This is a genomic window from Streptomyces sp. NPDC045899 (assembly GCF_056431485.1).
This window is the reverse complement of sequence record NZ_JBWKKP010000023.1, coordinates 102976-123075: the sequence shown is the minus strand read 5'-3', so window position 1 is coordinate 123075 and position 20100 is coordinate 102976. Positions and strand designations below refer to the sequence as shown.

Here is a 20100-nt window from a genome sequence, read left to right as displayed (position 1 = left end):
CGGACGGCGATCGTCGCAACTCGGCCACGGGCGGCGCGCGGCCGGGCGGACACGCGCCGCGCGCGCCCGATGAAGCGCGGTCAGGCCCGCGGAACCACCACCACCGGGCACCGCGCGTGGTGCAGTACGGCGTGGTTGACCGGACCGAGCTGGAGACCGAAGTGCCCCTGCCGCCGCCGCGCCCCCACGACCAGCAGATCGGCGCGGTCCGAGGCGTCCAGCAGCGCCTTGCGCGCCGAGCCCTCCACCGTGCGGTGGGTCACCGGCACCGCGGGTGTCCCGGCCGCGCCGCCCAGCGCACCGGCCAGCACGGCGGCGGCGTGCCGGGCGTGGTCCGCACGCCCGGCACGCCCGTCCTGGCCTTCGCGCGCGGTGTCGCGCTCCCGGCGCGCGCCCTGGCCCGCGCGCTCCGCGGCATACGCGATACGCGGGCCGTGGTCGTCGGGCCCCGCACAGCGCCAGGCGTGCACGGCCTCCAGACCGCAGTCGCGCAGCCGTGCCTCGCGCAGCGCGAAGGCGACGACGGGGGAGGGCGGCGCTACGGCTCCGGGACCGGCGGCCCGCTCCCGCTCCGCGATTCCCACCGCCACCCGGCGGGTACCGCCCCGGACGCACTCGGACCGGCCGCGCACCACGACCACCGGGCAGTGCGCACGGGCCGCGACGCCCAGCCCCACCGAGCCCAGCAGCAGCGACACCAACTCTCCGCGTCCGCGCCAGCCGACGACGACCGCCTCCGCGCTCTGCCCGGCCCGCAGCAGCGCGGTGACCGGGTCGTCCGTCACCAGGTCGGTCATCACCTTCAGCGCCGGAGCCCCGCGCCCGGCCCGCTCGGCCGCCGTGGCCAGCACCGTCTCACCGCGCAGCCGCTCGGCGGGCCGGCCGGCCGCCGACGCGGGAAGACAGCCCTCGTACCGCTCCCAGAGCGAGGCGTGGACGATGCGCAGCGGGATCCCCCGCAGCGCGGCCATCCCGGCCGCCCAGTCCAGCGCGCCGGAGGCGGTGTCCGAACCGTCCACCCCGACGACCACGGGAAGCTCCACCCGTGCCCACCGCCTCTCATGTCAGCACATGGTTGAGTTCTTTCCCTCTTGTCCGTGGAAAACGCGGGGAGCGGCGAAACGCGCCACGCCCCGCCGTACGACCCGCCGCGGCCGCCCTACCGCAGCCTCATGGCCAGCGTCACCACGGCGCCCACGGCCCCCGCGCTGACCGCGAGCCGGTCGGTGACCAGCTGGGTCAGCCAGAGCCCGCGACCGCTGGTGGCGCCGTCCAGCCCCGGGAGGATCCGGGGGATGACGTCCTCGGAGAAGCCGGGGCCGGAGTCGGAGATCCGGCACTCCAGCTCGTCCCCGACCCGCCGGAGCAGCAGCGAGCCGGTGCCGCCCGCGTGCTCGATCGCGTTGCTGGCGATCTCGTCGACGGCCAGCACGAAGTCACCGCGCCGGGCCTCGCACAGTCCGGCCCAGGCGGCGCACTCCTCGACCTGCACCCGCAGCCGGGGCAGCTCGCCCGCGGTGAAACGGCGCTTCAGCAGATGGTCTCCGGCTCGGTGGGCGGTCCGACGACGAGGGTCGGCTAGCACCAGTGCCTCCCGTTTTGACGAGGACGAGCGACATCACAGGGTCGGTGAAGCAGCCGAGGGTAGGGCCGATGGGCCGCCGAAGCCCTCGGCGATCAAAAATGACGTGTCCTATCTGAAACCTGACCGGAAATGGGTATAGGTGAGTCGATAGCCGTTCACCGGCATACCGATCTGGATCAGCCGCCTCGTCTACGCACGGTGACCGCCGAGGGGCGAGGCGGCAGCGGAGACGGCAGAGTGAGGTCATGATGGGACTTCTCAGCGCGCTGAAGACCGAGCACCGTGAGCGCGTGATGGCGCTCGCCCGCGATGTTTCCTTCCCCTCGGGCGGCCGCATCTTCGAGGAGGGCCGCAAGGCGGACCGCTTCTGGATCATCCGCACCGGCGCGGTCACCCTCGATCTGCATGTGCCCGGGCGCCGCGCCGCGGTGATCGAGACCCTCGGTCCCGGGGAGCTCATCGGCTGGTCGTGGCTGTTCCCCCCGGACACCTGGCACCTGGGCGCGGAAGCGCTGAGTCCGGTGCGGGCGCATGAGTTCGACGCCGAGGCGGTGCGCCGGCTGTGCGACGAGGACCCCGAGCTCGGCTATGCCCTCGCGCTGGCCTGCGCCCAGGTGATCGGCCGCCGGCTGCAGAGCGCCCGGACCCGGCTGCTGGACCTGTACGGGCCCTATGCCGGGGGGATGACGCCCTAGGTGTGCCGTTCCGACACGTGCCCCGGACTCCGTCCGGGGGTACCCCCGCGAGGACGCCCCTCCGCCGTGCGATGGCAACTCCCCCGGCTACCGCCGGGAGGTGCCCCCTGAGGCCGCGGGCTGATCCGGCGCGACGTCGCGGACCCCTCTGGGCGCGGCTCACCGGGCCCGGCGGCCGCACGCCGCGGCCCGCGGGAGGCCGGGGTCCGGAGGGCCGGATGGACGGGGCAGCGCGGGGCCGGGGGCCGCTCCGGAGCGCCGGACGGCGCGTGCGAAGCTGATCGGATGAGTACCCGTCATATCCCGCGCCACGGGCTTCTCCTGCTGGTCGCGGCCCTGACCCTGTCCGCATGCGGTGGGAGCTCCGGCTCCACGTCCTCCGCCGCCCCGGACCGCGACGGGATCAGCCGGATCGCCTCCGCCGACCGCAAGCCCCTCCAGGGGCTGGCGGGCCGGACCCTGGAGGACGAGCCGCTGGACATCGCGGACTACCGGGGCGAGGTCGTGGTGGTCAACATATGGGCCTCGCAGTGCGGCCCCTGCAGGGCCGAGGCATCCGCCCTGGCGGCGGTGGCCGAGGAGACCCGGGCCAAGGGCGTCCGCTTCGTCGGGATCAACACCCGTGACCCCAGCCGGGAGGCGGCCCGCGCCTTCGAGAAGAAGTACCGGGTGCCGTACCCCAGTCTGTACGACCGGATGGGCAAGCTGGTGCTCGCCTTCCCCCGGGGCGAGGTCAACCCGCAGACGGTCCCGGCGACGGTCTTCCTCGACCGCCGGGGGCGGATCGCCGCGAGGGCGCTGCGGCCGCTGGGTGAGGCCGATCTGCGGAAGGTCATCACTCCGCTGGCGGCGGAGAAGAGGGCCTGAGGGCCGAACGGCCCTTACGCTTCGGCGCGTCAGGCCGTAAAGCTGGGCAGCTGGATCACGACCGGCGCCCCGTGTGCGATGTGAGGAGTGCAGTGCCCGAGACAGCCGACCCCCTCGGCCCCGACGGCCCCGCCGCCGACGAGCCCATCGGGGTCTTCCTGCTCGACGACCACGAGGTGGTGCGGCGCGGACTGCGCGACCTCCTCGACGCCGAGCCCGATCTGCGGGTGGTCGGTGAGGCGGCGAACGCCCGCGAGGCCATCGCCCGCGCCCCCGCCGTACGGCCCCGGGTCGCCGTGCTCGACGTACGGCTCGGCTCGTCGGGCGACGGCGGCGACCACGAAGGGATCGAGGTCTGCCGGGAGTTGCGGGCCAGACTGCCCGGACTCGCCTGTCTGATGCTCACGTCCTTCGATGACGACGAGGCCCTCTTCGACGCCATCATGGCCGGCGCCGCGGGCTATGTGCTCAAGCAGATCAACGGTTCCGACCTGGTCTCCGCCGTCCGTACGGTGGCCGACGGCCGGTCCATGCTCGACCCGGGCGCGACCTCGCGGGTGATGGCCCGGCTGCGCGGACCGGAGCCCAGCGGACCTCCCGAGCTGGAGCGGCTCTCCCCGCGCGAGCGGGAGATCCTCGAGCTCATCGGTGACGGACTGACCAACCGGCAGATCGCCGAACGGCTGTTCCTTGCCGAGAAGACGGTGAAGAACCGGATCTCCTCGATCCTGTCCAAACTGGGTGTGGGGCGGCGGATCCAGGCCGCCGTCATCGCCGAGCGGATGAAGGAGCGCGGTACGGGCCAGTGAGGCCCCCGTGCCCGGTCCGACGGCGGGAGCACCGCCCGCGGGACGCCGACCCTCGCGTGGGGCGCGAGGCAGGCTCCCCTCCTGCCTCGCACCCCACGCGGAACGGGGGCGGCCGGCGATGTCGCTCCCACCGCAGTGGAGTGGGAGCCCGGTCCGTCCCCGTTGATCGAGATGGCTCGCGGAACAGCCCGTCCAGGATGGCCGGGAACCGGCCGCCGCGGGAGGGGCCGAACGGCCCTGCGTACGCCGAACGGCCCCCGCGCAGCAGGAGACGACTCCCGGCACACCCCGCACAGCGGCCCCGGTGCGCCTCACGCCGGAAGAGACCCGCACCGGACGAACAGGGGCCGGACGGGGAAGCCCCGTCCGGCCCGATCCTCCCGCGACCGGGCACAGGGCCCGGTCGCTCACCTCCCGAAGTGGTTCAGTAGCCGCCCCCCGGCTGTGGCGGCCGGCCGCCCGGGTACTGCTGCTGACGGCCGTACGGGTCGTCATACGGGGACGGCGCGGGGGCCGGACGCGGCGCGGGGCGCTGCATGGCCGGACGCATCGCGTCGTACCCCATCGGCGAGCCCTGCTGCGGACGCTGCTGCTGCGCGCCCGGGTAGCCGCGCGGACCCGCCTGGGGCGGGATGTACGGCGCCTGCGCCTGCTGCAACCCCATGGGCTGCGGCGCGGGCTGCTGGTAGCCGGGCGGCGGGGTGTGGTGCGAGGGACCCGCCGGCAGCGCGGGCAGCGCCGAGGGCAGGGCCGGAAGGTGACTTCCGGTGTCGTATGCGGACGGCACCCTGATGGGCGCGATCTGCGGTGTCCCCCGCTCCGCGACGAGGCTGTCGTAGATGGGGGTGTCCGGGAAGGACGGCGAGGAGTAGTAGCCGCCGCCGTAGGTACTGCGGGGGGAGGTCATAGCCCATAAGTTAAGCCCACGATGTGCTCATTGGGGAGTCCGGTAAGAGGGTTGTTTTGAGTGTGGGGAGCCGTCACGGCGCACCAATCATTGCGAACCCGGGAAAATCGGTCGCCAGGGTGCGTTGAGATCGTGTAAAGGGCGCGTTTTCAGCGGGTTACCCGCGGTCGTACTCCGGTGTCACGCGCAAGAGTGGTCCAGGGCAGACTGACCCGCAGCTAGTGAACAGAAAGGCAGGGGGACGACATGTCGATGTCCAAGGGCAGCAACACACCGGTGCCGGCCGCGTCCGTGCGCGTCGAGCTCGGCTGGCGCACCGGTCCCGGCGTACCGGACGTGGACGCCTCGGCGCTGCTGCTGGTCTCCGGGAAGGTCCGTTCCGACGCGGACTTCGTGTTCTACAACCAGGCGACGCACTCCTCGGGCGCCGTGCGCCACGAGGGCAAGCGCACCGCCGGGGACACCGTGACCGACACCCTCGCGGTCGATCTGTCCGCCGTGGAGCCCGAGATCGAGACCGTGGTGCTCGCGGGCTCCGCCGACGGCGGCACCTTCGGTCAGGTCCCGGGTCTCGCCATCCGGGTCCTGGACGCCTCCGGCGGCGCGGAGATCGCCCGCTTCGACAGCCAGGACGCCTCCGTCGAGACGGCCTTCGTCCTCGGTGAGCTGTACCGCAGGCAGGGCGCCTGGAAGTTCCGCGCGGTAGGCCAGGGATACGGCAGCGGGCTGGCCGGGCTCGCCACCGACTACGGGATCAGTGTCGACGAACCCCAGACCGCCCCCGCAGCGCCCCCGGCCCCGCCCGCGTCCCCCTACGCCGCGCCCCCGGCCCCGCCCGTGGCTCCCGCGCCCCCGGCGCCGCCCTCCGGTCCGCCCGCCGGTGGCTACCCGCCGCCCCCGCCCTCCGGCGGCGGCTCCGCGGCCTTCCCGCCGCCCGCTCCTCCGGCGCCGGCCGCTCCGGCCTCCGGGGCGCCGGTGAACCTCAGCAAGGTCACGCTGACCAAGGAGGCGCCCACGGTCTCGCTCACCAAGCAGGGCGGCACCGGCGGCGCGATGCGGGTCAACCTCAACTGGCAGGTGCACAAGCAGTTCAAGGGGTGGGGCGCCAAGCTGGGCAAGGCCATCGCCATGCACAGCGACCTCGACCTGGACCTCGGCTGCCTCTTCGAGCTGTCCGACGGCAGCAAGGGCGTGGTGCAGGCGCTCGGGAACTCCTTCGGCTCACTGCACCAGCCGCCGTTCATCCTGCTCGACGCGGACGACCGCACCGGCTCCCGCGCCCAGGGCGAGAACCTCACCATCAACCTCGACCAGAAGGACGCGTTCCGCCGCATCCTGGTCTTCGTGACCATCTACGAGGGCGCGCGCAGCTTCGCCAACCTCAACGCCACGGTCACCCTCCAGCCGCAGTTCGGCGCCGCGGTCGACTTCTCGCTCGACGAGTGCACCGTGCCGTCCCCGGTCTGCGCCCTCGCGCTCATCACCAACACCGGTGGTGACCTCGTCGTCCAGCGCGAGGCCCGCTATCTGGTGCCGGAGCGCGGTGTCAGCCCCCAGCGCACCCTGGACTACGCCTACGGATGGGGTATGAACTGGACGCCCGGCCGCAAATGAGCCACTCGCGCGGCCGCGGCCGTCACGGCGGACGCGAGCCTCAGGGCGCGGCGCTGGGCCGGGCGTAGGTACGCCCCTTCCAGGCCGCGCCCCGTCCGCGGTAGTGCCGCAGCGCCGAGTCCACGGTCATCAGCAGGTAGAGAAGCGCCGTCAGGGGCAGCAGCGGTGCCAGCCACAGGGTCTGCCGGTAGTAGCGCAGCATCGGGACGTACGTCCCGGCCATCAGCGCCCACGCCGCCGCGCCCAGCGCCAGGGGAACGGCGCTTCCGGTCAGCAGCCCGGCGCACACGGCGGCGGGCGGCGCGAGGTACACCACGGCGAGCCCGGTGACCGTCGCGGTCAGCAGCAGCGGGTTGTGGCGCAGCTGGGCGTAGGCGCTGCGCGCGACCATCCGCCACAGCTCGCCGAGGCCCGGGTACGGCCGGACGCTGTCGACCCGTTCCGCCAGGCCCAGCCAGATCGTCCCGCCGGACCGCTTGACCGCGCGGGCCAGCGCCACGTCGTCGATGACGGCCTGCCGGACCGTCTCCGGGATCCCCGCCCGCTCGGCCGCCTCCCGGCGCAGCAGTACACAGCCGCCCGCGGCCGCCGCGGTGCGTGCCCGGGGCCGGTTGACCCACCGGAAGGGGTACAGCTGGCAGAAGAAGTAGACGAACGCGGGCACGATCAGCCGCTCCCAGCCGGTCGCCACCCGCAGCCGGGCCATCTGTGAGACCAGGTCCAGCCGGTCCCCGGTGGCCGCCCGCACCAGCTTCCGCAGGGAGTCCGGCTCATGGGCGATGTCCGCGTCGGTCAGCAGCAGGTATTCGGCGGCCCCGGCCCCGGCCCGCTCGCGCCGCGCGGCCAGCGCCATCCCGTGCCGCACCGCCCACAGCTTGCCGGTCCAGCCCGGCTCCGGCTCACCGGGGGAGTCCACGGTCAGCGGCAGTCCGCCGTACCGGTCGGCCAGTTCACGGGCCAGTTTGCCGGTGCCGTCCGAACTCCCGTCGTCGACCAGGAAGATCTCGGCCCGCCCCGGGTAGTCCTGGGCCAGCAGCGACGGCAGGCTGACCGGGAGGACGGCCGACTCGTCCCGGGCGGGCACCACGACGGCCACCGAGGGCCAGTAGTCGCCTTCGTCGTCCGGGACCGCGGACCCCGGCGGTCCGGTGCGCGGCAGCCGGACGTCCGTACGCCAGAAGAACCCCTGTCCCAGCAGCAGCCACAGCCAGGCGGCCAGTGCCGCGGCGGCGGTCCACGTCAGCTCGCTCACCCGCCGCAGTCTGCCCCAAGCGGTGCCCGGACGGCGGGCCGACGGGACCGATCCATTAAAGTGACCGGGTGAAGATCGCGCTCATCGACTCCGGACTCGGCCTGTTGGCCACCGCCGCCGCGGTGCACCGTCTGCGGCCCGACGCGGATCTCGTTCTCTCCTCCGACCCCGACGGTATGCCGTGGGGGCCGCGCACTCCCGAGGACGTCACCGAGCACGCGCTGGCCTGCGCCCGCGCCGCCGCGGCCCACCGCCCCGACGTGCTGATCGTCGCCTGCAACACCGCCACCGTCCACGCCCTGCCCGCGCTCCGCGCCGAACTGGAGCCCGCGCTGCCGGTGATCGGCACGGTGCCCGCGATCAAGCCCGCGGCGGCCGGGGGCGGTCCGGTGGCCATCTGGGCCACCCCCGCGACCACCGGCAGTCCGTATCAGGACAACCTGATCCGGGAGTTCGCGGCCGGTGTCGAGGTGACACCGGTGGCCTGCCCGGGGCTCGCGGACGCCGTCCAGTACGCCGACGACACCGCCATCGACGAGGCGGTGGCCGTCGCCGCGGAGCGCACCCCGCGCGATGTGACGACCGTCGTCCTCGGCTGCACCCACTACGAGCTGGTCACCGACCGCATCCGGACCGCCGTGCAGCAGCCGGGCGCCCCCTCCCTCGTCCTCCTCGGCTCCGCCGGGGCCGTCGCCGCCCAGGCGCTGCGCAGGATCGGCGTGGATCCGCTGCCGACCGACCGGCCCGCCCCGGCACGCGGCGCGCTCACCGTACTGCTCAGCGGCCGCGAGGAGGAGCTCCCGCACGAGGCCCTGGCGTACCCCGAGGGCACGCTGCTGGCGCCCGTCGGGGCCGTGCGCGGCTGACCAAAAACCCGCTCTCACCAGCGGAAACGAGATGATCTGGTGCCGCGGTAGCGGAACGTGAGTACCCTGCCAACTATGAGGCACCACCACCAGCACGGGAAGCAGACCCCGTCCGGGGAGCCCCCCGCGGTCTGGACCGGGCGTGCGCACAACCGTGTGCAGTGGGTGCTGGCCGCCGCGGGTGCCGCGTGTCTGGCGCTCGGCGTCGACCTCGCCGTCGAGTCCCCCTGGGGCTCCGGTATCGCCCCGCTCCTGATGTCGGTCATCGGCTGTGTCGCCGCCGGCCTGCTGATGCTCTTCGGCACCCTCGCCTTCGTCCACGTGGCGGTCCGGATCGACGCCGAGACCCTGGAGATCCGCTGCGGTCACATGGGGCTGCCACGGCGCCGCATCCCGCTGAGCGATGTGGTCGACGTCGATGTCGCCTCCCGGGTCACCCCCTGCCAGTGGGGCGGCTGGGGCTACCGCTGGCGCCCCGAGAAGGGCACGGCGGTGGTGGTGCGGCGCGGTGAGGGGCTGGTGGTCCGCCTCGGGGACGGACGCGTCTTCACGGTCACGGTGGACGACGCGGAGGCCGCGGTGTGGGTGATCCGGCAGCGGCTGCGCACGATCGCCAAGCCCACCACCCAGGTCTGACCGCCCTGTTCATCCGCCCGGCCCGCCTCGGCCCCGCGCGCCCACCGCCCGGTCGGCGCCGTCGGGTCATGTCTCGGCCGCCCGTGGGGACGGCGCCGGGGCATCGTCGGAGCGGCTGGCCGTGGCCAGTCCGGCGAGCAGTCCCGCCCCCGCCGTGATCTGCGGAAAGCTCAGCGCGTTGCCCAGACACGCCTCGACGGCCAGGGCCGTCAGCATCGCTGCGGCGGTCAGCACGACCGGGGTGGACCGGGGTGAGCGCCACAGCGCGAAGAGCATCCAGCAGAAGGCCGCGCCCAGCAGGGCCACCCCCGGCACCCCCTCGCCCGCGGCCTGCTGCAGCGGGGCCGAATGCGGGGTGGTCCGCGGATCCGGGGCCTCCATCACGGTGGGGCTCAGCTCGGTGAAGCGGTCCGGACCCGCCCCGCGCACCGGGTTCTCCCCCGCGATCCGGGCGGCGTCCTGCCACAGCCGGACCCGGTGCTCGGTCAGCTGCGCCCGCAAGCCGGGCGGCAGTCCGCCCGGTACGGCGTTCGCCGCCACCGCCCAGCAGCCACCGACGGTGACCGCGGTGACCAGGGCCAGCGCCGCCAGGCCCAGCAGCCGCTGCCGCAGCCGGGCAGCGGTGAAGGAGCACACCAGGACGGCGCCGGCGGCGGTCGCGCCCGCCGTCTCCCCGCCCACCGCCGCCGTGACCGTGATCGTCACGGCCAGCAGCCACAGCGCGGACCGCAGCGGGACCGGCCGGGCCGCCCAGGCGGCACAGCATGCCGCCCCGGTGGCCAGCGTCCACTGCGCGGTGTTCACGCCCTCATGGCCGGGCAGTCCGTCCAGTGTGGTCAGGGCCAGGCCGAACCCCGCGAGCGCGGCGGCCGCGGTGGCGGCGACCGGCAACAGCGATCCGGCGATCCGGCCGCAGGCGTATCCGGCGGCCACCGCCAGCACCGCGAGCAGCACCCCTTCGGGGCGGGCCATCCGTCCCAGGGACGCGATGAGTGCCCACAGCGCGCAGCTCCCCAGGACCGTCGCGCCCGCGATGTCGGGTGTGATGCCGCGGGCCGGTCTCTCCTGGCCCTGCACGACCGGTCTCACCACTGATGACGCCATACCGTCGACCCCCCGTCGCATCGGCACCGCGACCGCGGCCGGAGACCGGGTACGGGCCATGACACCGGGAACGGTAGCGCTTGTGCTGAGGTATGTGTATATGGTGCGCAGAAACCATGCGTCAGTGGTGAAACGGACAGCGTTTGCGGGGGTATGACCGCCGGGGCGGCGCCCGGGCCCGCCCGATACCCTCGGCCCATGGCGATCCCCGACTTCATCCGTGACCTCCGGGCCACCGCGGGCCGGCAGCTGCTCTATCTGCCGGGTGTGAGCGCGGTGGTCTTCGACGACGAGGGCCGGGTGCTGCTGGGCCGCCGCGCGGACACCGGCCGTTGGGTGATCATCTGCGGGATCCCCGAGCCCGGTGAGCAGCCCGCCGAGGCCGTGGTGCGCGAGGTGGAGGAGGAGACCGCGGTGCGCTGTGTGCCCGAGCGGATCGTCCTCGTCCGCACCCTGGCACCGGTGACCTATCCCAACGGCGACCAGTGCCAGTTCGTGGACGTCTGCTTCCGCTGCCGGGCGGTGGGCGGTGAGGCGCGGGTGAACGACGACGAGTCGCTGGAGGTCGGCTGGTTCTCGCTCGACGCGCTGCCGCAGCTGGAGGACTTCTCGCTGACGCGGATCAAGCAGGCGCTGGGTGACGGACCCACCTGGTTCGAGCCGGTCGCGGGGGACTGACCCACGGGGTCGGCCCCGTCGCGGGGGACCGACCCACCACCCCGCGCCGAAGTGTGTGGTCCGGCCACATCGGTCCGGCCGCGGCCGCTGCCTAGTCTGCCGCTCATGAGCGCCGCCACCCCCTCGGGTCCCGTCCCCTCCGTCACCGATCTGACCGGCCGCACCGCCCTGGTCACCGGCGCCGCCGGGGGGATCGGCCGGGCGTGCGCGCTCCGGCTGGCCGCCGCGGGCGCCACCGTCCGCGCCGTCGATCTGGACGCCGAGGGGCTGGCCGGGCTGGTGGCCGGCGTCCCCGCCGGGCCCGGCACCGTCGAGGCGTGGGCCCTGGACCTCACCGGCCTCGACGCCGCCGAGCAGGCCGCCGCGGGCACCGACATCCTGGTCAACAACGCCGGACTCCAGCTCGTCCGCCCGCTGGAGGAGTTCCCGCCCGAGGTCTTCTCCCGGGTGCTCACGGTGATGCTGGAGGCGCCGTTCCGGCTGCTGCGGGGCGCGCTGCCGCATATGTACGCACAGGGCTGGGGCCGCGTCGTCAACATCTCCTCCGTGCACGGTCTGCGCGCCTCCCCGTACAAGGCGGCGTATGTGGCCGCCAAGCACGGGCTCGAGGGGCTGTCCAAGGTGGCCGCCCTGGAGGGCGCCGCCCACGGGGTGACCTCCAACTGCGTCAGCCCCGGATATGTGCGCACCCCACTGGTCGAGCGGCAGATCGCCGATCAGGCCGAGGCCCACGGGATCTCGCCCGAGCGTGTGGTCGGCGAGGTGATGCTCGCGGACACGGCGGTCAAACGGCTCGTCGAACCGGAGGAGGTCGCCGAGGCCGTCGCCTATCTGTGCGGTCCGCACGCCTCCTTCATCACCGGCGCCTCGCTCACCATGGACGGCGGATGGACCGCCCACTGAACGCAGGCCCATCCGGCGGGCGCCCGCTCCCGTCCCGGCCGCAGGACCGGCTGCCCGCACGTCCCGCGGCTGGCGCGGGCGCACCCGGCGGGAGTATCCCTGGGACCATGGCCGACGATCAGCCGGAGAACCCGTACCTGGAACTGCTGGCGCGCGGCGCGCCCGCCGAGGCGTACGAGCGCCCGGTGCTGCGCGCCCGCGCCGACGGGGCTCCGGCCGACCGGCTCGCCGCCCTGGAGCGCGCCAAGCTGCTGGCCCTGCGGGTCCGGGGTGAGCTGGAGGGACGGCGGCGGCGCGAGGCCGAGCTGTCCGCGCTCTTCGAGACCGCGCACGACCTCGCCGGACTGCGAGACCTGGACGCGGTGCTCCAGGCCATCGTCCAGCGCGCCCGCTCACTGCTGGGCACCGAGGTGGCCTATCTGACGCTGCACGACCCGACCGCCGGCGACACCTATATGCGGGTCACCGACGGTTCGGTCTCGGCCCGCTTCCAGCAGCTGCGGCTCGGCATGGGGGAGGGGCTCGGCGGACTGGTGGCCCAGACCGCCCGCCCCTATGTGACCGACAGCTACTTCGACGACCCCCGCTTCCAGCACACCCACACCATCGACGCGGGCGTCCAGGACGAGGGTCTCGTCGCCATCCTCGGGGTGCCGCTGCTGCTCGGCAGCGGGGTCATCGGGGTGCTCTTCGCCGCCGACCGCCGGGCCCGGGTCTTCGAACGCGAGCAGATCTCGCTGCTGGCCTCGTTCGCCGCCCACGCGGCCGTCGCCATCGACACGGCCAACCTGCTCGCCGAGACCCGTACGGCACTGGCCGAACTGGAGGCCGCCAACGAGATCATCCAGGACCGCAGCGGGGTCATCGAGCGCGCCTCCGATGTCCACGACCGGCTGACCGAACTGGTGCTGCGCGGCGGCGGGGTGCACGACGTCGCCGACGCGGTGGCCGAAGTGCTCAGCGGCTCGGTGGAGTTCGTCGAGGCCGACCGGGCGCCCGCGGCGGCCGTGGACCGCTCCCGGACCGACGGTCACGCGGTCCGGCACGGCGAGGACTGGATCGCCGCCGTCGCCGCGGGCGGTGAACTGCTCGGCGCGCTGGTGCTGCGCGGTCACCCCGGTCTCGACCCGGTGGACCAGCGCACCCTGGAACGCGCCGCGGTGGTCACCTCGTTGCTCCAGCTCGCCCGGCGCTCGGCGGGCGAGGCCGAACAGCGGGTGCGCGGCGAGCTGCTGGACGACCTCCTCGACGCCCCCGACCGCGCGCCACGGCTGCTGCGCGAGCGCGCCGCCCGGCTGCGGGCGGACCTGGACGTGCCCCATGTCGTCCTCGCCGCGGAACTGGACGCGCCCGTCACGGCCGGTGCGCCCGGCCCGGACGCCGGCTCCGGCGCGCCCGCCGAGGAGGCCGCCGACCGGCAGCGGCTGTGGTCCGCCGCCTCCCATCTGGCCGCCACCGGCCACGGCTTGGCCGCCGCCCGCGACGGCGGCACCGTACTGCTGCTGCCGCTGGCCGAGGGCCGCACCGCTGACGCACTGGCCCGGCGGACCGCGCGTCAGCTGGGCACCGCGCTGCACGCGCCGGTCACCGTCGGCGCCTCCGCGCCGGTCCCCGGACCCGCCGCCCACCCCGCCGAGGTCGCCTCCGCCTATGCCGAGGCCCGCCGCTGTCTGGCCGCGCTGCGGGTGCTCGGCCGGGCCGGGGAGGGCGCCGCCGCCGAGGACTTCGGCTTCCTGGGGCTGCTGCTGGGCGGCACCCGCGACGGCGCCCCGGACGGTGCCCGGGTGCGGGACTTCGTCCACCGCACCATCGGTGCGGTCCTCGACTACGACACCCGCCGCGGCACCGACCTGGTGCGCACCATGGACGCGTACTTCGCGAGCGGGATGAGCCCGGCCCGTACCAAGGACGAACTCCACGTCCACGTCAACACGGTCGCCCAGCGGCTGGAGCGGGTCGGGCGACTGCTGGGCCCGGACTGGCAGTCGCCGTCCCGCGCCCTGGAGATCCAGCTCGCGCTGCGGCTGCACCGGCTGGCCTCGGTCCGCTGAACGCCGCCGCCGACCGCGGCGCACCACCGCGTACGGACACGGGCCCCGGAGATGTCCGGGACCCGCGTCCATGGCCCGCTCGCTAGGACGCCGGGGCTGAGCGGGGTGCGCGCTCCGCCGCGTCCTGCGTCCCCGTGGCCCGCTCCCCGCCGGGCGTGCTCGGCTCGATCCGCGCCAGATCGCGGTCCCGTGTCTCCGCGGCCGTGCCCACCGCCACCAGCGTGATCAGCGCGGCGGCGATGACGTACAGGGCGATCGGGGTGGCGCTGTCGTAGTCGGCCAGCAGCGCGGTGGCGATCAGCGGGGCCGGGGCACCGGCCGCGACCGAGGAGAACTGCGCCCCGATCGACGCCCCCGAGTAGCGCATCCGGGTCGCGAACATCTCGGAGAAGAAGGCCGCCTGGGGCGCGTACATCGCGCCGTGGAAGACCAGCCCGACGGTCACCGCGAGCAGCAGTGCCCCGAAGTCCCGGGTGTCGATGAGGAGGAAGAACGGGAAGGCCCACGCCCCCACCCCCGCCGCCCCCAGCAGGTACACCGGACGCCGGCCGATCCGGTCCGACAGCGCGCCCCAGGCCGGGATCACCGCGAAGTGCACGGCGGAGGCGATCAGCACGGCGTTGAGCGCGGTCTGTTTGCCCAGGCCCACATGGTCGGAGGTGGCGTAGACGAGGACGAACGCGGTGATCACGTAGTAGCTGATGTTCTCGGCCATCCGGGCGCCCATGGCGATCAGCACATCCCGCCAGTGGTGGCGCACCACGTCGAACAGCGGGGTCTTCGCGGCCGCGGCCGGCTGCCGTCCCGCCTCCTCCTTACGAGCCTCGGCCTGGGCCAACGCCGCCCGGAACACCGGCGATTCATCGACAGAGAGACGAATCCACAAGCCGATCAGCACCAGGACACCCGACAGCAGGAACGGCACCCGCCAGCCCCAGGACTCGAACGCGGCGTCCGACAGCAGCGCGGTCAGTGCCGAGAGCACACCGGTGGCCAGCAACTGCCCGGCGGGCGCGCCGGTCTGCGGCCAGGACGCCCAGAACCCGCGCCGCCGCGCGTCCCCGTGCTCGGACACCAGCAGCACCGCACCGCCCCACTCCCCGCCGAGTGCGAATCCCTGCACCAGCCGCAGCGCGGTCAGCAGGACCGGCGCGGCCGAGCCGACCGTGGCGTGGGTCGGCAGCAGTCCGATGGCACAGGTGGCGCCGCCCATCAGCAGCAGACTGAGGACCAGCAGCTTCTTCCGCCCCAGCCGGTCCCCGTAGTGCCCGAACACCAGCGCGCCCACGGGGCGTGCGGCGAAGCCGACCGCGTAGGTCAGGAACGACAGCAGGGTGCCGACGAGCGGATCGGAGTCGGGGAAGAAGAGCTTGTTGAAGACGAGCGCGGCGGCCGACCCGTAGAGGAAGAAGTCGTACCACTCGATGGTGGTACCGATCAGGCTGGCGGCGACGATACGCCTCAGACGGGCGGGGGCTGGCGGGGCGGGCGCGGCCATGGACACCACTTCCGTAACGGTGGGCGGGGACGTTGATGTGTCGCCACACCGTAGGAAGGCGCAGGTCAGGGGCGTATGTGGTGGGACACCACAGTTCCGGGCCCCGGTGTGCGCCCGACGGCCATGACCGGGGCCCGTCGGCGGCCGTTCAGTGTTCGCCGCGCCCTTGGCGGGCGCGGCGGGGTCTGCCCAGGTGGCCGACCGCGATCCCGAACTGCTCCGGGGTGAGCGCCGGGGCCGGGAGCGGAGCCGCCGCCTCGGGACGCAGACCGTCGAGGAGCATGGCCAGATAACGACGCCAGGCCGAGGGCGCCGCGACCGCCGCGCCGGGAATCGTACGGCCCAGCATGACCGTGAGGAAGAGGAAGTCCTCGGCGGTGATGTCGTCCCGGACCGCTCCCTCCTTCTGGGCGCGCCGGAGCAGGACGTCGATGGTCTTGCGGTGTTCCGTCCGGAGGCTGTCGAGTGAGGGGACGCCCTGGATGGCGGTGGTCATCAGGTCGTTGGTGCCCCGGTCGGTGGTGAGCAGGGTGAAGATGCGGTCGAGGTACGCGGTGAGCCCGCCCCAGGCGTCCACGCTCTGCCGCGCCTCCAGTGAGGCCCGCAGGATGTCCTTGAGGGAATCGCCGAAGACGGCTTCGATGAGTTCGGCCCGTCCGGCGAACCGGCGGTAGAGGGTGGCGCTGCCGACTCCGGCGCGCCGGGCTATGTCGTCGAGCGGTGCGTCCACGCCCTGGTCGGCGTAGATCTCCCGGGCCGCTGCGATCAGCATCTCGCGGTTGCGTTGCGCATCCCTGCGCAACGGAGTCGCCTTGTTCACACGGTCGCCCATGAGCGGAAACCCTAACACTAAGCGGGGAATTCTCTCCGGTTCATGTTTGAAATCGCGAGAATGGGGAACAGCCCCCATTTCCCGTGGTCGGAGAGGGATCGGGAAGGAAGCCGGGCCACGGCGGGGTGCCGCCGCGGCCCGTGATGTGGTGTCAGCGGTCCGTCATCGCGGCTCCGGGACCATCGCGAGGGGGCCGGGGGTGAGGCTCATCTGCGGCCGGGGGCGGACCCGGGCGCCGGGCACGGGCCGCAGCCGCCAGCGGCCGGCCACGGTGGCCAGCGCGAGGACGGCCTCCGTCATACCGAAGACATCACCGAGGCACTTCCGGCTCCCGGCGCCGAAGGGCAGATAGGAGCCGCGCGTCATCTCCCCGGCCCGTTCCGGCAGCCAGCGGTCCGGGTCGAAGGTCTCCGGCCGGGGGAACGCCCTGGCGTCGCGGTGCAGTACATAGGGGCTGATCAGTATGTCGGACCCGGGCGGCAGCCACCGCCCGGCCAGCTCCGTGCCCTCGGTGGTGGTGCGGGTGATGATCCAGGCGGGCGGGAACAGCCGGAGCGCCTCGGTGAACACCCGCTGGGTGTGGACCAGCCGGGGCACATCGGCGAAGGCCGGGGTCCGTCCGCCCGCCACCGCGTCCACCTCGGCGTGCAGCGCGGCCTCGGCCGCCGGATCGCGGCCCAGCAGGAACCAGGTCCAGGTCAGCGCGGCGGCCGTGGTCTCGATCCCGGCCAGCAGCAGGGTCAGCACCTGGTCGTGGATCTCCCGCTCCGACAGCCGCTCCCCGGTCTCCTCGTCCCGGGCGGCGAACAGCGCGGAGAGCAGGTCGCCGCGGTCGCCGCCGGTGGCCCGGTAGTCGGCGATCAGACGGTCGATCCGCCGGTGGAGCCGGGTCAGGGCCGTCATGAAGGCGCGGTTGGCCGCGAGCGGCAGCCGGGCGACGAGCCCGGTGGGGTCGATCGCCCGGTGGTACGCGCCCCGGACCACGGTCCGCAGACAGTGCTGGACCTCGGCCACGGCATGCGGCGCCATATCGGTGGTGAACAGCGCGCGGGCGGTGATCCGGGTGGTGAGCGTCTGCATCTCCCGGCCGACGTCGACCGCCCGCCCCGCGCTCCACGATCCGGCCACCGCCGCGCACTCGTGCCGCGCCACCTCGGCGTACCCCTCGATCCGGGCGGGGTGGAACGCGGGCTGCACCAGCCGCCGCTGCCTCCGGTGGTCCGCGCGCCCGGCGGTGATCAGGCCGTTGCCGAGGATCTGCCGGGCCTTGTCCTTCACCGGGCCGCCGCTGTCGTAGACGCGGCCGTTGAGCAGCACCTGCTGGACCAGCTCCGGGTGGAGCGGGAGGTGGACGCGCCGGGGGCCGAGCCGGAGCTCCAGGAGATCGCCGTGGGCGGGCAGGGACGCCAGGAACGCCAGCGGCCGGCGGGCCAGTTGCGGGGCGTGGCCGACCAGCGGGAGCCCACCGGGGGCGGTGGCGATCCGCCAGTCGCGGGTGACCGTGTGCTGCGCGGTCCTCATACGGGGGAGTCCTTCCTGTGCGGGCCTCACCGGATGCGCGAGTTGACGTGGTTCACGGCCGCCCGGTAGCGCTCGCTGCCGATGGTCCAGATGAAGTTGCCGTACAGCAGGTCCAGCAGGATGTCCCGGCTGACCTCGTCGAACGCCTTGATGCACCGGATGTCCTCGGATATGTCGTCCAGCCGGTCCTGGAAGAACTCCTCGAAGGCGGACCGGTCGGAGACGTCGCACAGCCGGAAGCAGTTGGTGATCTGCCCCAGGGAGGCCTCACGGTCGAAGGAGTAGAAGTCATTGACGATCGCGAGTCCACGGGTGGTCATCCGGGCGGCAAGTCCCGTCTTGGCGTGCTCGGTGAACTCCCGGTGCCGGTAGACCGGATAGGACATCCTCATCCAGAAGTCGACGCCGACGTCCGTCACCCGGAAGCGGAAGTACTGCTCCGGGGAGGTGCCGCACAGCGCCGCCTTGAGCGGGGAGCCACGGAACATGTGGTCGCTGGTGACGAAGGCGCGGGCGGCCTCGTACGCGAACCAGGCGTCCTCCCCGCCGTAGTAGCGCTCGCAGATCGCGCGCAGCCGGGGCAGGAACAGCTCGAAGTCGTGCAGGGCCGGATCCATGTCGTCCCAGACGAACGTGACGCAGTTGAGGACGCAGACGGCCTTGAACGCCTCCATGTCCCGTAGGTGGCGCGCGCTCTGGGAGCAGCACACCACCTCCAGATAGGAGATCCAGCGCTCGTCCGAGACGGTCGCGCCCAAGGGGGCCACGGCGGCGTTGCACGCGGCGATGACCTCGCGCAGCTCGTCGAGGGCGAGCCTGCGGGGGACCGGCCGGTGGCCGATGGCCTGTGCGAACAGCTTGGTGAACCGGCGGGTGCACTCCTCCCGGTACGGGAGCAGACTGGGCGTGTCGAGCCCCGCGGACGCGGGCCCCAGGAGATCGGCGGTCATGAGGTCCTCACCGTGGCGAGCCGGGCCAGTCGCCGCAGCGCCGCGACCGCGTCCGGGGTGAACGGGGCGGTGTCCAGGGCGTGCAGCGCCCGTTGTCTGCGGTCGTCGATCATCTGCTCCACCGTCTCCCGGGCGCCGGTGGCGTCGAAGACCTCCCGGACGATGGCGGCCTGCTTCTCGTCCAGCAGGGGGTCGCCGAGCAACTCGCGCAGCTGGGCGTCCTGGACGCCGTCGGCGGCGCGCAGGGCCAGGGCGGTGAGGGTGGTGTTCTTGCCCGCGCGCAGATCGTCCAGCGGGGACTTACCGGTCGACTCCGCCGTTCCGTACACCCCGAGCAGATCGTCCCGGAGCTGGAACGCCTCGCCGAGCGGCAGGGCGTAGCGGCTGAGGGCGTCCAGGGCCGCGGGTCCGGCACCCGCGACGGCGGCGCCGATGTGCAGCGGGCGCTCCACGGTGTAGGTGGCGGTCTTGTAGCGGTTGACCGTGAGGGTGGCCTCGACGTCGTCGGTGAGCGCGCCGGTGGCCTGGAGGTCGAGGAACTGACCGAGCATCACCTCGGTGCGCATCGTGGACAGCGGAGGCAGGACGGCGGCCAGCTGCGCGGGGGTGAGGCCCGCGGTGTGCAGGAGCTCGTCCGACCACAGCAGGGCGAGATCGCCGAGCAGGACCGCGCCGTTGACCCCGGCCCGTTCGATCCGCTCCGGGGCCAGCCGGGCGGCGCCCAGCGCGGCCAGGGTGCGGTGCATCGTCGGACGGCCACGGCGGACCGGACTGTCGTCCATGACATCGTCGTGCAGGAGCGCGAAGGCGTGGAACAACTCCAGACCGGCGGCGACGCGTAACACCGGACCGGGGTCGCCGGTGCCGCCGACGGCCCGCCAGCCGGTGACGCACAGCAGCGGCCGAATGCGTTTTCCGCCCGACAGGAAATCCGCGAGCAGTCCGGAGAGCGTGGGCGGTCCGGGAGGCGCCGGACTACCGGACTTGGTGTCGAGAAAGTCGTCGAGAACGCGTTCCACCGCGGTGCGCACGGCATCGGTGTCCAAGAAGTCGGGGCTGAGCGTGGGTGTGGTCACGAGGCCAGGCTCCTCCACGTCTGCATAGGAAATGGGTTGGGTGCGGCAAGGAAAAGAAGACAGGTGTGAGCCCGGTAATCCACGAATGGCGGATGCCTGTCGGGCCGGTACCGGACACCGTTACGGACGCGCTGTTACCCGAGGCGTTCCGCTGGATGGCCGACCGACGGCCGGAATACCGAGCGCAGTTCATAGCCGCAGGTCAGGCGCACGATGCAACAGATGGGCCACCGCGGTCTCGACCGTGCGGTGCGCG

Annotated in this window: 19 protein-coding genes; 9 read left to right on the top strand and 10 right to left on the bottom strand. The window is 73.6% G+C overall.

Annotated elements, in window-relative coordinates; all coding sequences use genetic code 11:
* Window positions 1-80: 80 nt before the first annotated feature.
* Together AC07FT_RS28355 and AC07FT_RS28350 are read right to left on the bottom strand one after the other, a co-directional pair.
* Entirely contained in the window at window positions 81-1043 is a 963-nt protein-coding gene (locus AC07FT_RS28355; protein WP_479178727.1) for a universal stress protein, read from the bottom strand.
* Window positions 1044-1159: 116 nt separating this feature from the next.
* Window positions 1160-1585, bottom strand: coding sequence for an ATP-binding protein (locus tag AC07FT_RS28350; protein WP_254747366.1), 426 nt, complete (start codon window positions 1583-1585; stop codon window positions 1160-1162).
* Between the two features lie 245 nt (window positions 1586-1830).
* On the opposite strand from AC07FT_RS28350, the gene AC07FT_RS28345 reads away from it, so the two are divergent.
* The 3 genes from AC07FT_RS28345 (at window position 1831) to AC07FT_RS28335 (ending at window position 3956) form a co-directional block, all read left to right on the top strand.
* On the top strand, window positions 1831-2280 hold the full coding sequence (locus AC07FT_RS28345) for a cyclic nucleotide-binding domain-containing protein (protein WP_254747368.1): 450 nt from the start codon (window positions 1831-1833) through the stop codon (window positions 2278-2280).
* A gap of 285 nt (window positions 2281-2565) precedes the next feature.
* Complete coding sequence (locus tag AC07FT_RS28340; protein WP_479178725.1) at window positions 2566-3147, top strand: TlpA family protein disulfide reductase; 582 nt, start codon at window positions 2566-2568, stop codon at window positions 3145-3147.
* Between the two features lie 92 nt (window positions 3148-3239).
* A complete protein-coding gene (locus AC07FT_RS28335; RefSeq protein WP_254747372.1) occupies window positions 3240-3956 on the top strand; it encodes a response regulator in 717 nt (238 codons plus the stop codon).
* A 424-nt stretch (window positions 3957-4380) separates the two neighbouring features.
* Here AC07FT_RS28335 and AC07FT_RS28330 read toward each other — a convergent pair whose 3' ends face one another.
* Entirely contained in the window at window positions 4381-4863 is a 483-nt protein-coding gene (locus tag AC07FT_RS28330; protein WP_479178723.1) for a DUF6643 family protein, read from the bottom strand.
* Window positions 4864-5115: 252 nt separating this feature from the next.
* Here AC07FT_RS28330 and AC07FT_RS28325 point away from each other — a divergent pair, with 252 nt between their 5' ends.
* Entirely contained in the window at window positions 5116-6477 is a 1362-nt protein-coding gene (locus AC07FT_RS28325) for a TerD family protein (RefSeq protein ID WP_479178740.1), read from the top strand.
* A gap of 40 nt (window positions 6478-6517) precedes the next feature.
* Here the strand turns inward: AC07FT_RS28325 and AC07FT_RS28320 are convergent, their stop codons facing one another.
* Window positions 6518-7729 carry a glycosyltransferase gene (locus AC07FT_RS28320; protein WP_479178722.1) on the bottom strand — a complete coding sequence of 404 codons (1212 nt, stop codon included), beginning with the start codon at window positions 7727-7729 and terminating at the stop codon, window positions 6518-6520.
* A gap of 68 nt (window positions 7730-7797) precedes the next feature.
* Between AC07FT_RS28320 and AC07FT_RS28315 the strand changes: the two genes are divergently transcribed.
* Both AC07FT_RS28315 and AC07FT_RS28310 read left to right on the top strand, forming a co-directional pair.
* Window positions 7798-8595, top strand: a complete 798-nt coding sequence (locus AC07FT_RS28315; RefSeq protein WP_479178720.1) for a glutamate racemase — start codon at window positions 7798-7800, stop codon at window positions 8593-8595.
* Between the two features lie 75 nt (window positions 8596-8670).
* Window positions 8671-9231, top strand: a complete 561-nt coding sequence (locus tag AC07FT_RS28310) for a hypothetical protein (protein WP_254747380.1) — start codon at window positions 8671-8673, stop codon at window positions 9229-9231.
* Between the two features lie 66 nt (window positions 9232-9297).
* Here AC07FT_RS28310 and AC07FT_RS28305 read toward each other — a convergent pair whose 3' ends face one another.
* Window positions 9298-10395 (bottom strand): O-antigen ligase family protein, encoded by a 1098-nt coding sequence (locus AC07FT_RS28305; protein WP_479178719.1) that lies wholly within the window; start codon window positions 10393-10395, stop codon window positions 9298-9300.
* Window positions 10396-10533: 138 nt separating this feature from the next.
* On the opposite strand from AC07FT_RS28305, the gene AC07FT_RS28300 reads away from it, so the two are divergent.
* The 3 genes from AC07FT_RS28300 (at window position 10534) to AC07FT_RS28290 (ending at window position 13967) form a co-directional block, all read left to right on the top strand.
* Window positions 10534-11013 carry an NUDIX hydrolase gene (locus AC07FT_RS28300; RefSeq protein WP_479178717.1) on the top strand — a complete coding sequence of 160 codons (480 nt, stop codon included), beginning with the start codon at window positions 10534-10536 and terminating at the stop codon, window positions 11011-11013.
* Between the two features lie 105 nt (window positions 11014-11118).
* Window positions 11119-11916, top strand: a complete 798-nt coding sequence (locus tag AC07FT_RS28295) for a 3-hydroxybutyrate dehydrogenase (RefSeq protein WP_479178716.1) — start codon at window positions 11119-11121, stop codon at window positions 11914-11916.
* Between the two features lie 107 nt (window positions 11917-12023).
* Window positions 12024-13967: a helix-turn-helix domain-containing protein gene (locus AC07FT_RS28290; RefSeq protein WP_479178714.1), complete on the top strand. Its 1944-nt coding sequence runs from the start codon at window positions 12024-12026 to the stop codon at window positions 13965-13967.
* An 82-nt stretch (window positions 13968-14049) separates the two neighbouring features.
* Here the strand turns inward: AC07FT_RS28290 and AC07FT_RS28285 are convergent, their stop codons facing one another.
* The 5 genes from AC07FT_RS28285 to AC07FT_RS28265 form a co-directional block, all read right to left on the bottom strand.
* Window positions 14050-15465: an MFS transporter gene (locus tag AC07FT_RS28285; RefSeq protein WP_479178713.1), complete on the bottom strand. Its 1416-nt coding sequence runs from the start codon at window positions 15463-15465 to the stop codon at window positions 14050-14052.
* Between the two features lie 148 nt (window positions 15466-15613).
* Window positions 15614-16297: a TetR/AcrR family transcriptional regulator gene (locus AC07FT_RS28280; protein WP_471204839.1), complete on the bottom strand. Its 684-nt coding sequence runs from the start codon at window positions 16295-16297 to the stop codon at window positions 15614-15616.
* Window positions 16298-16459: 162 nt separating this feature from the next.
* Window positions 16460-17818: a cytochrome P450 gene (locus AC07FT_RS28275; RefSeq protein ID WP_479178711.1), complete on the bottom strand. Its 1359-nt coding sequence runs from the start codon at window positions 17816-17818 to the stop codon at window positions 16460-16462.
* Window positions 17819-17844: 26 nt separating this feature from the next.
* Window positions 17845-18768: a terpene synthase family protein gene (locus AC07FT_RS28270; protein ID WP_479178709.1), complete on the bottom strand. Its 924-nt coding sequence runs from the start codon at window positions 18766-18768 to the stop codon at window positions 17845-17847.
* Entirely contained in the window at window positions 18765-19844 is a 1080-nt protein-coding gene (locus AC07FT_RS28265; protein WP_479178708.1) for a polyprenyl synthetase family protein, read from the bottom strand. Before AC07FT_RS28265 ends, AC07FT_RS28270 begins: the two co-directional genes overlap by 4 nt.
* Window positions 19845-20100 lie beyond the last annotated feature (256 nt).

Coding starts and splice junctions, on each gene's coding strand:
- AC07FT_RS28285 (WP_479178713.1), bottom strand. CDS start 15,465: ATGGCCGCGCCCGCCCCGCCAGCCCCCGCCCGTCTGAGGCGTATCGTC.
- AC07FT_RS28295 (WP_479178716.1), top strand. CDS start 11,119: ATGAGCGCCGCCACCCCCTCGGGTCCCGTCCCCTCCGTCACCGATCTG.
- AC07FT_RS28290 (WP_479178714.1), top strand. CDS start 12,024: ATGGCCGACGATCAGCCGGAGAACCCGTACCTGGAACTGCTGGCGCGC.
- AC07FT_RS28330 (WP_479178723.1), bottom strand. CDS start 4,863: ATGACCTCCCCCCGCAGTACCTACGGCGGCGGCTACTACTCCTCGCCG.
- AC07FT_RS28300 (WP_479178717.1), top strand. CDS start 10,534: ATGGCGATCCCCGACTTCATCCGTGACCTCCGGGCCACCGCGGGCCGG.
- AC07FT_RS28270 (WP_479178709.1), bottom strand. CDS start 18,768: ATGACCGCCGATCTCCTGGGGCCCGCGTCCGCGGGGCTCGACACGCCC.
- AC07FT_RS28305 (WP_479178719.1), bottom strand. CDS start 10,395: ATGGCCCGTACCCGGTCTCCGGCCGCGGTCGCGGTGCCGATGCGACGG.
- AC07FT_RS28325 (WP_479178740.1), top strand. CDS start 5,116: ATGTCCAAGGGCAGCAACACACCGGTGCCGGCCGCGTCCGTGCGCGTC.
- AC07FT_RS28310 (WP_254747380.1), top strand. CDS start 8,671: ATGAGGCACCACCACCAGCACGGGAAGCAGACCCCGTCCGGGGAGCCC.
- AC07FT_RS28275 (WP_479178711.1), bottom strand. CDS start 17,818: ATGAGGACCGCGCAGCACACGGTCACCCGCGACTGGCGGATCGCCACC.
- AC07FT_RS28280 (WP_471204839.1), bottom strand. CDS start 16,297: ATGGGCGACCGTGTGAACAAGGCGACTCCGTTGCGCAGGGATGCGCAA.
- AC07FT_RS28340 (WP_479178725.1), top strand. CDS start 2,566: ATGAGTACCCGTCATATCCCGCGCCACGGGCTTCTCCTGCTGGTCGCG.
- AC07FT_RS28345 (WP_254747368.1), top strand. CDS start 1,831: ATGATGGGACTTCTCAGCGCGCTGAAGACCGAGCACCGTGAGCGCGTG.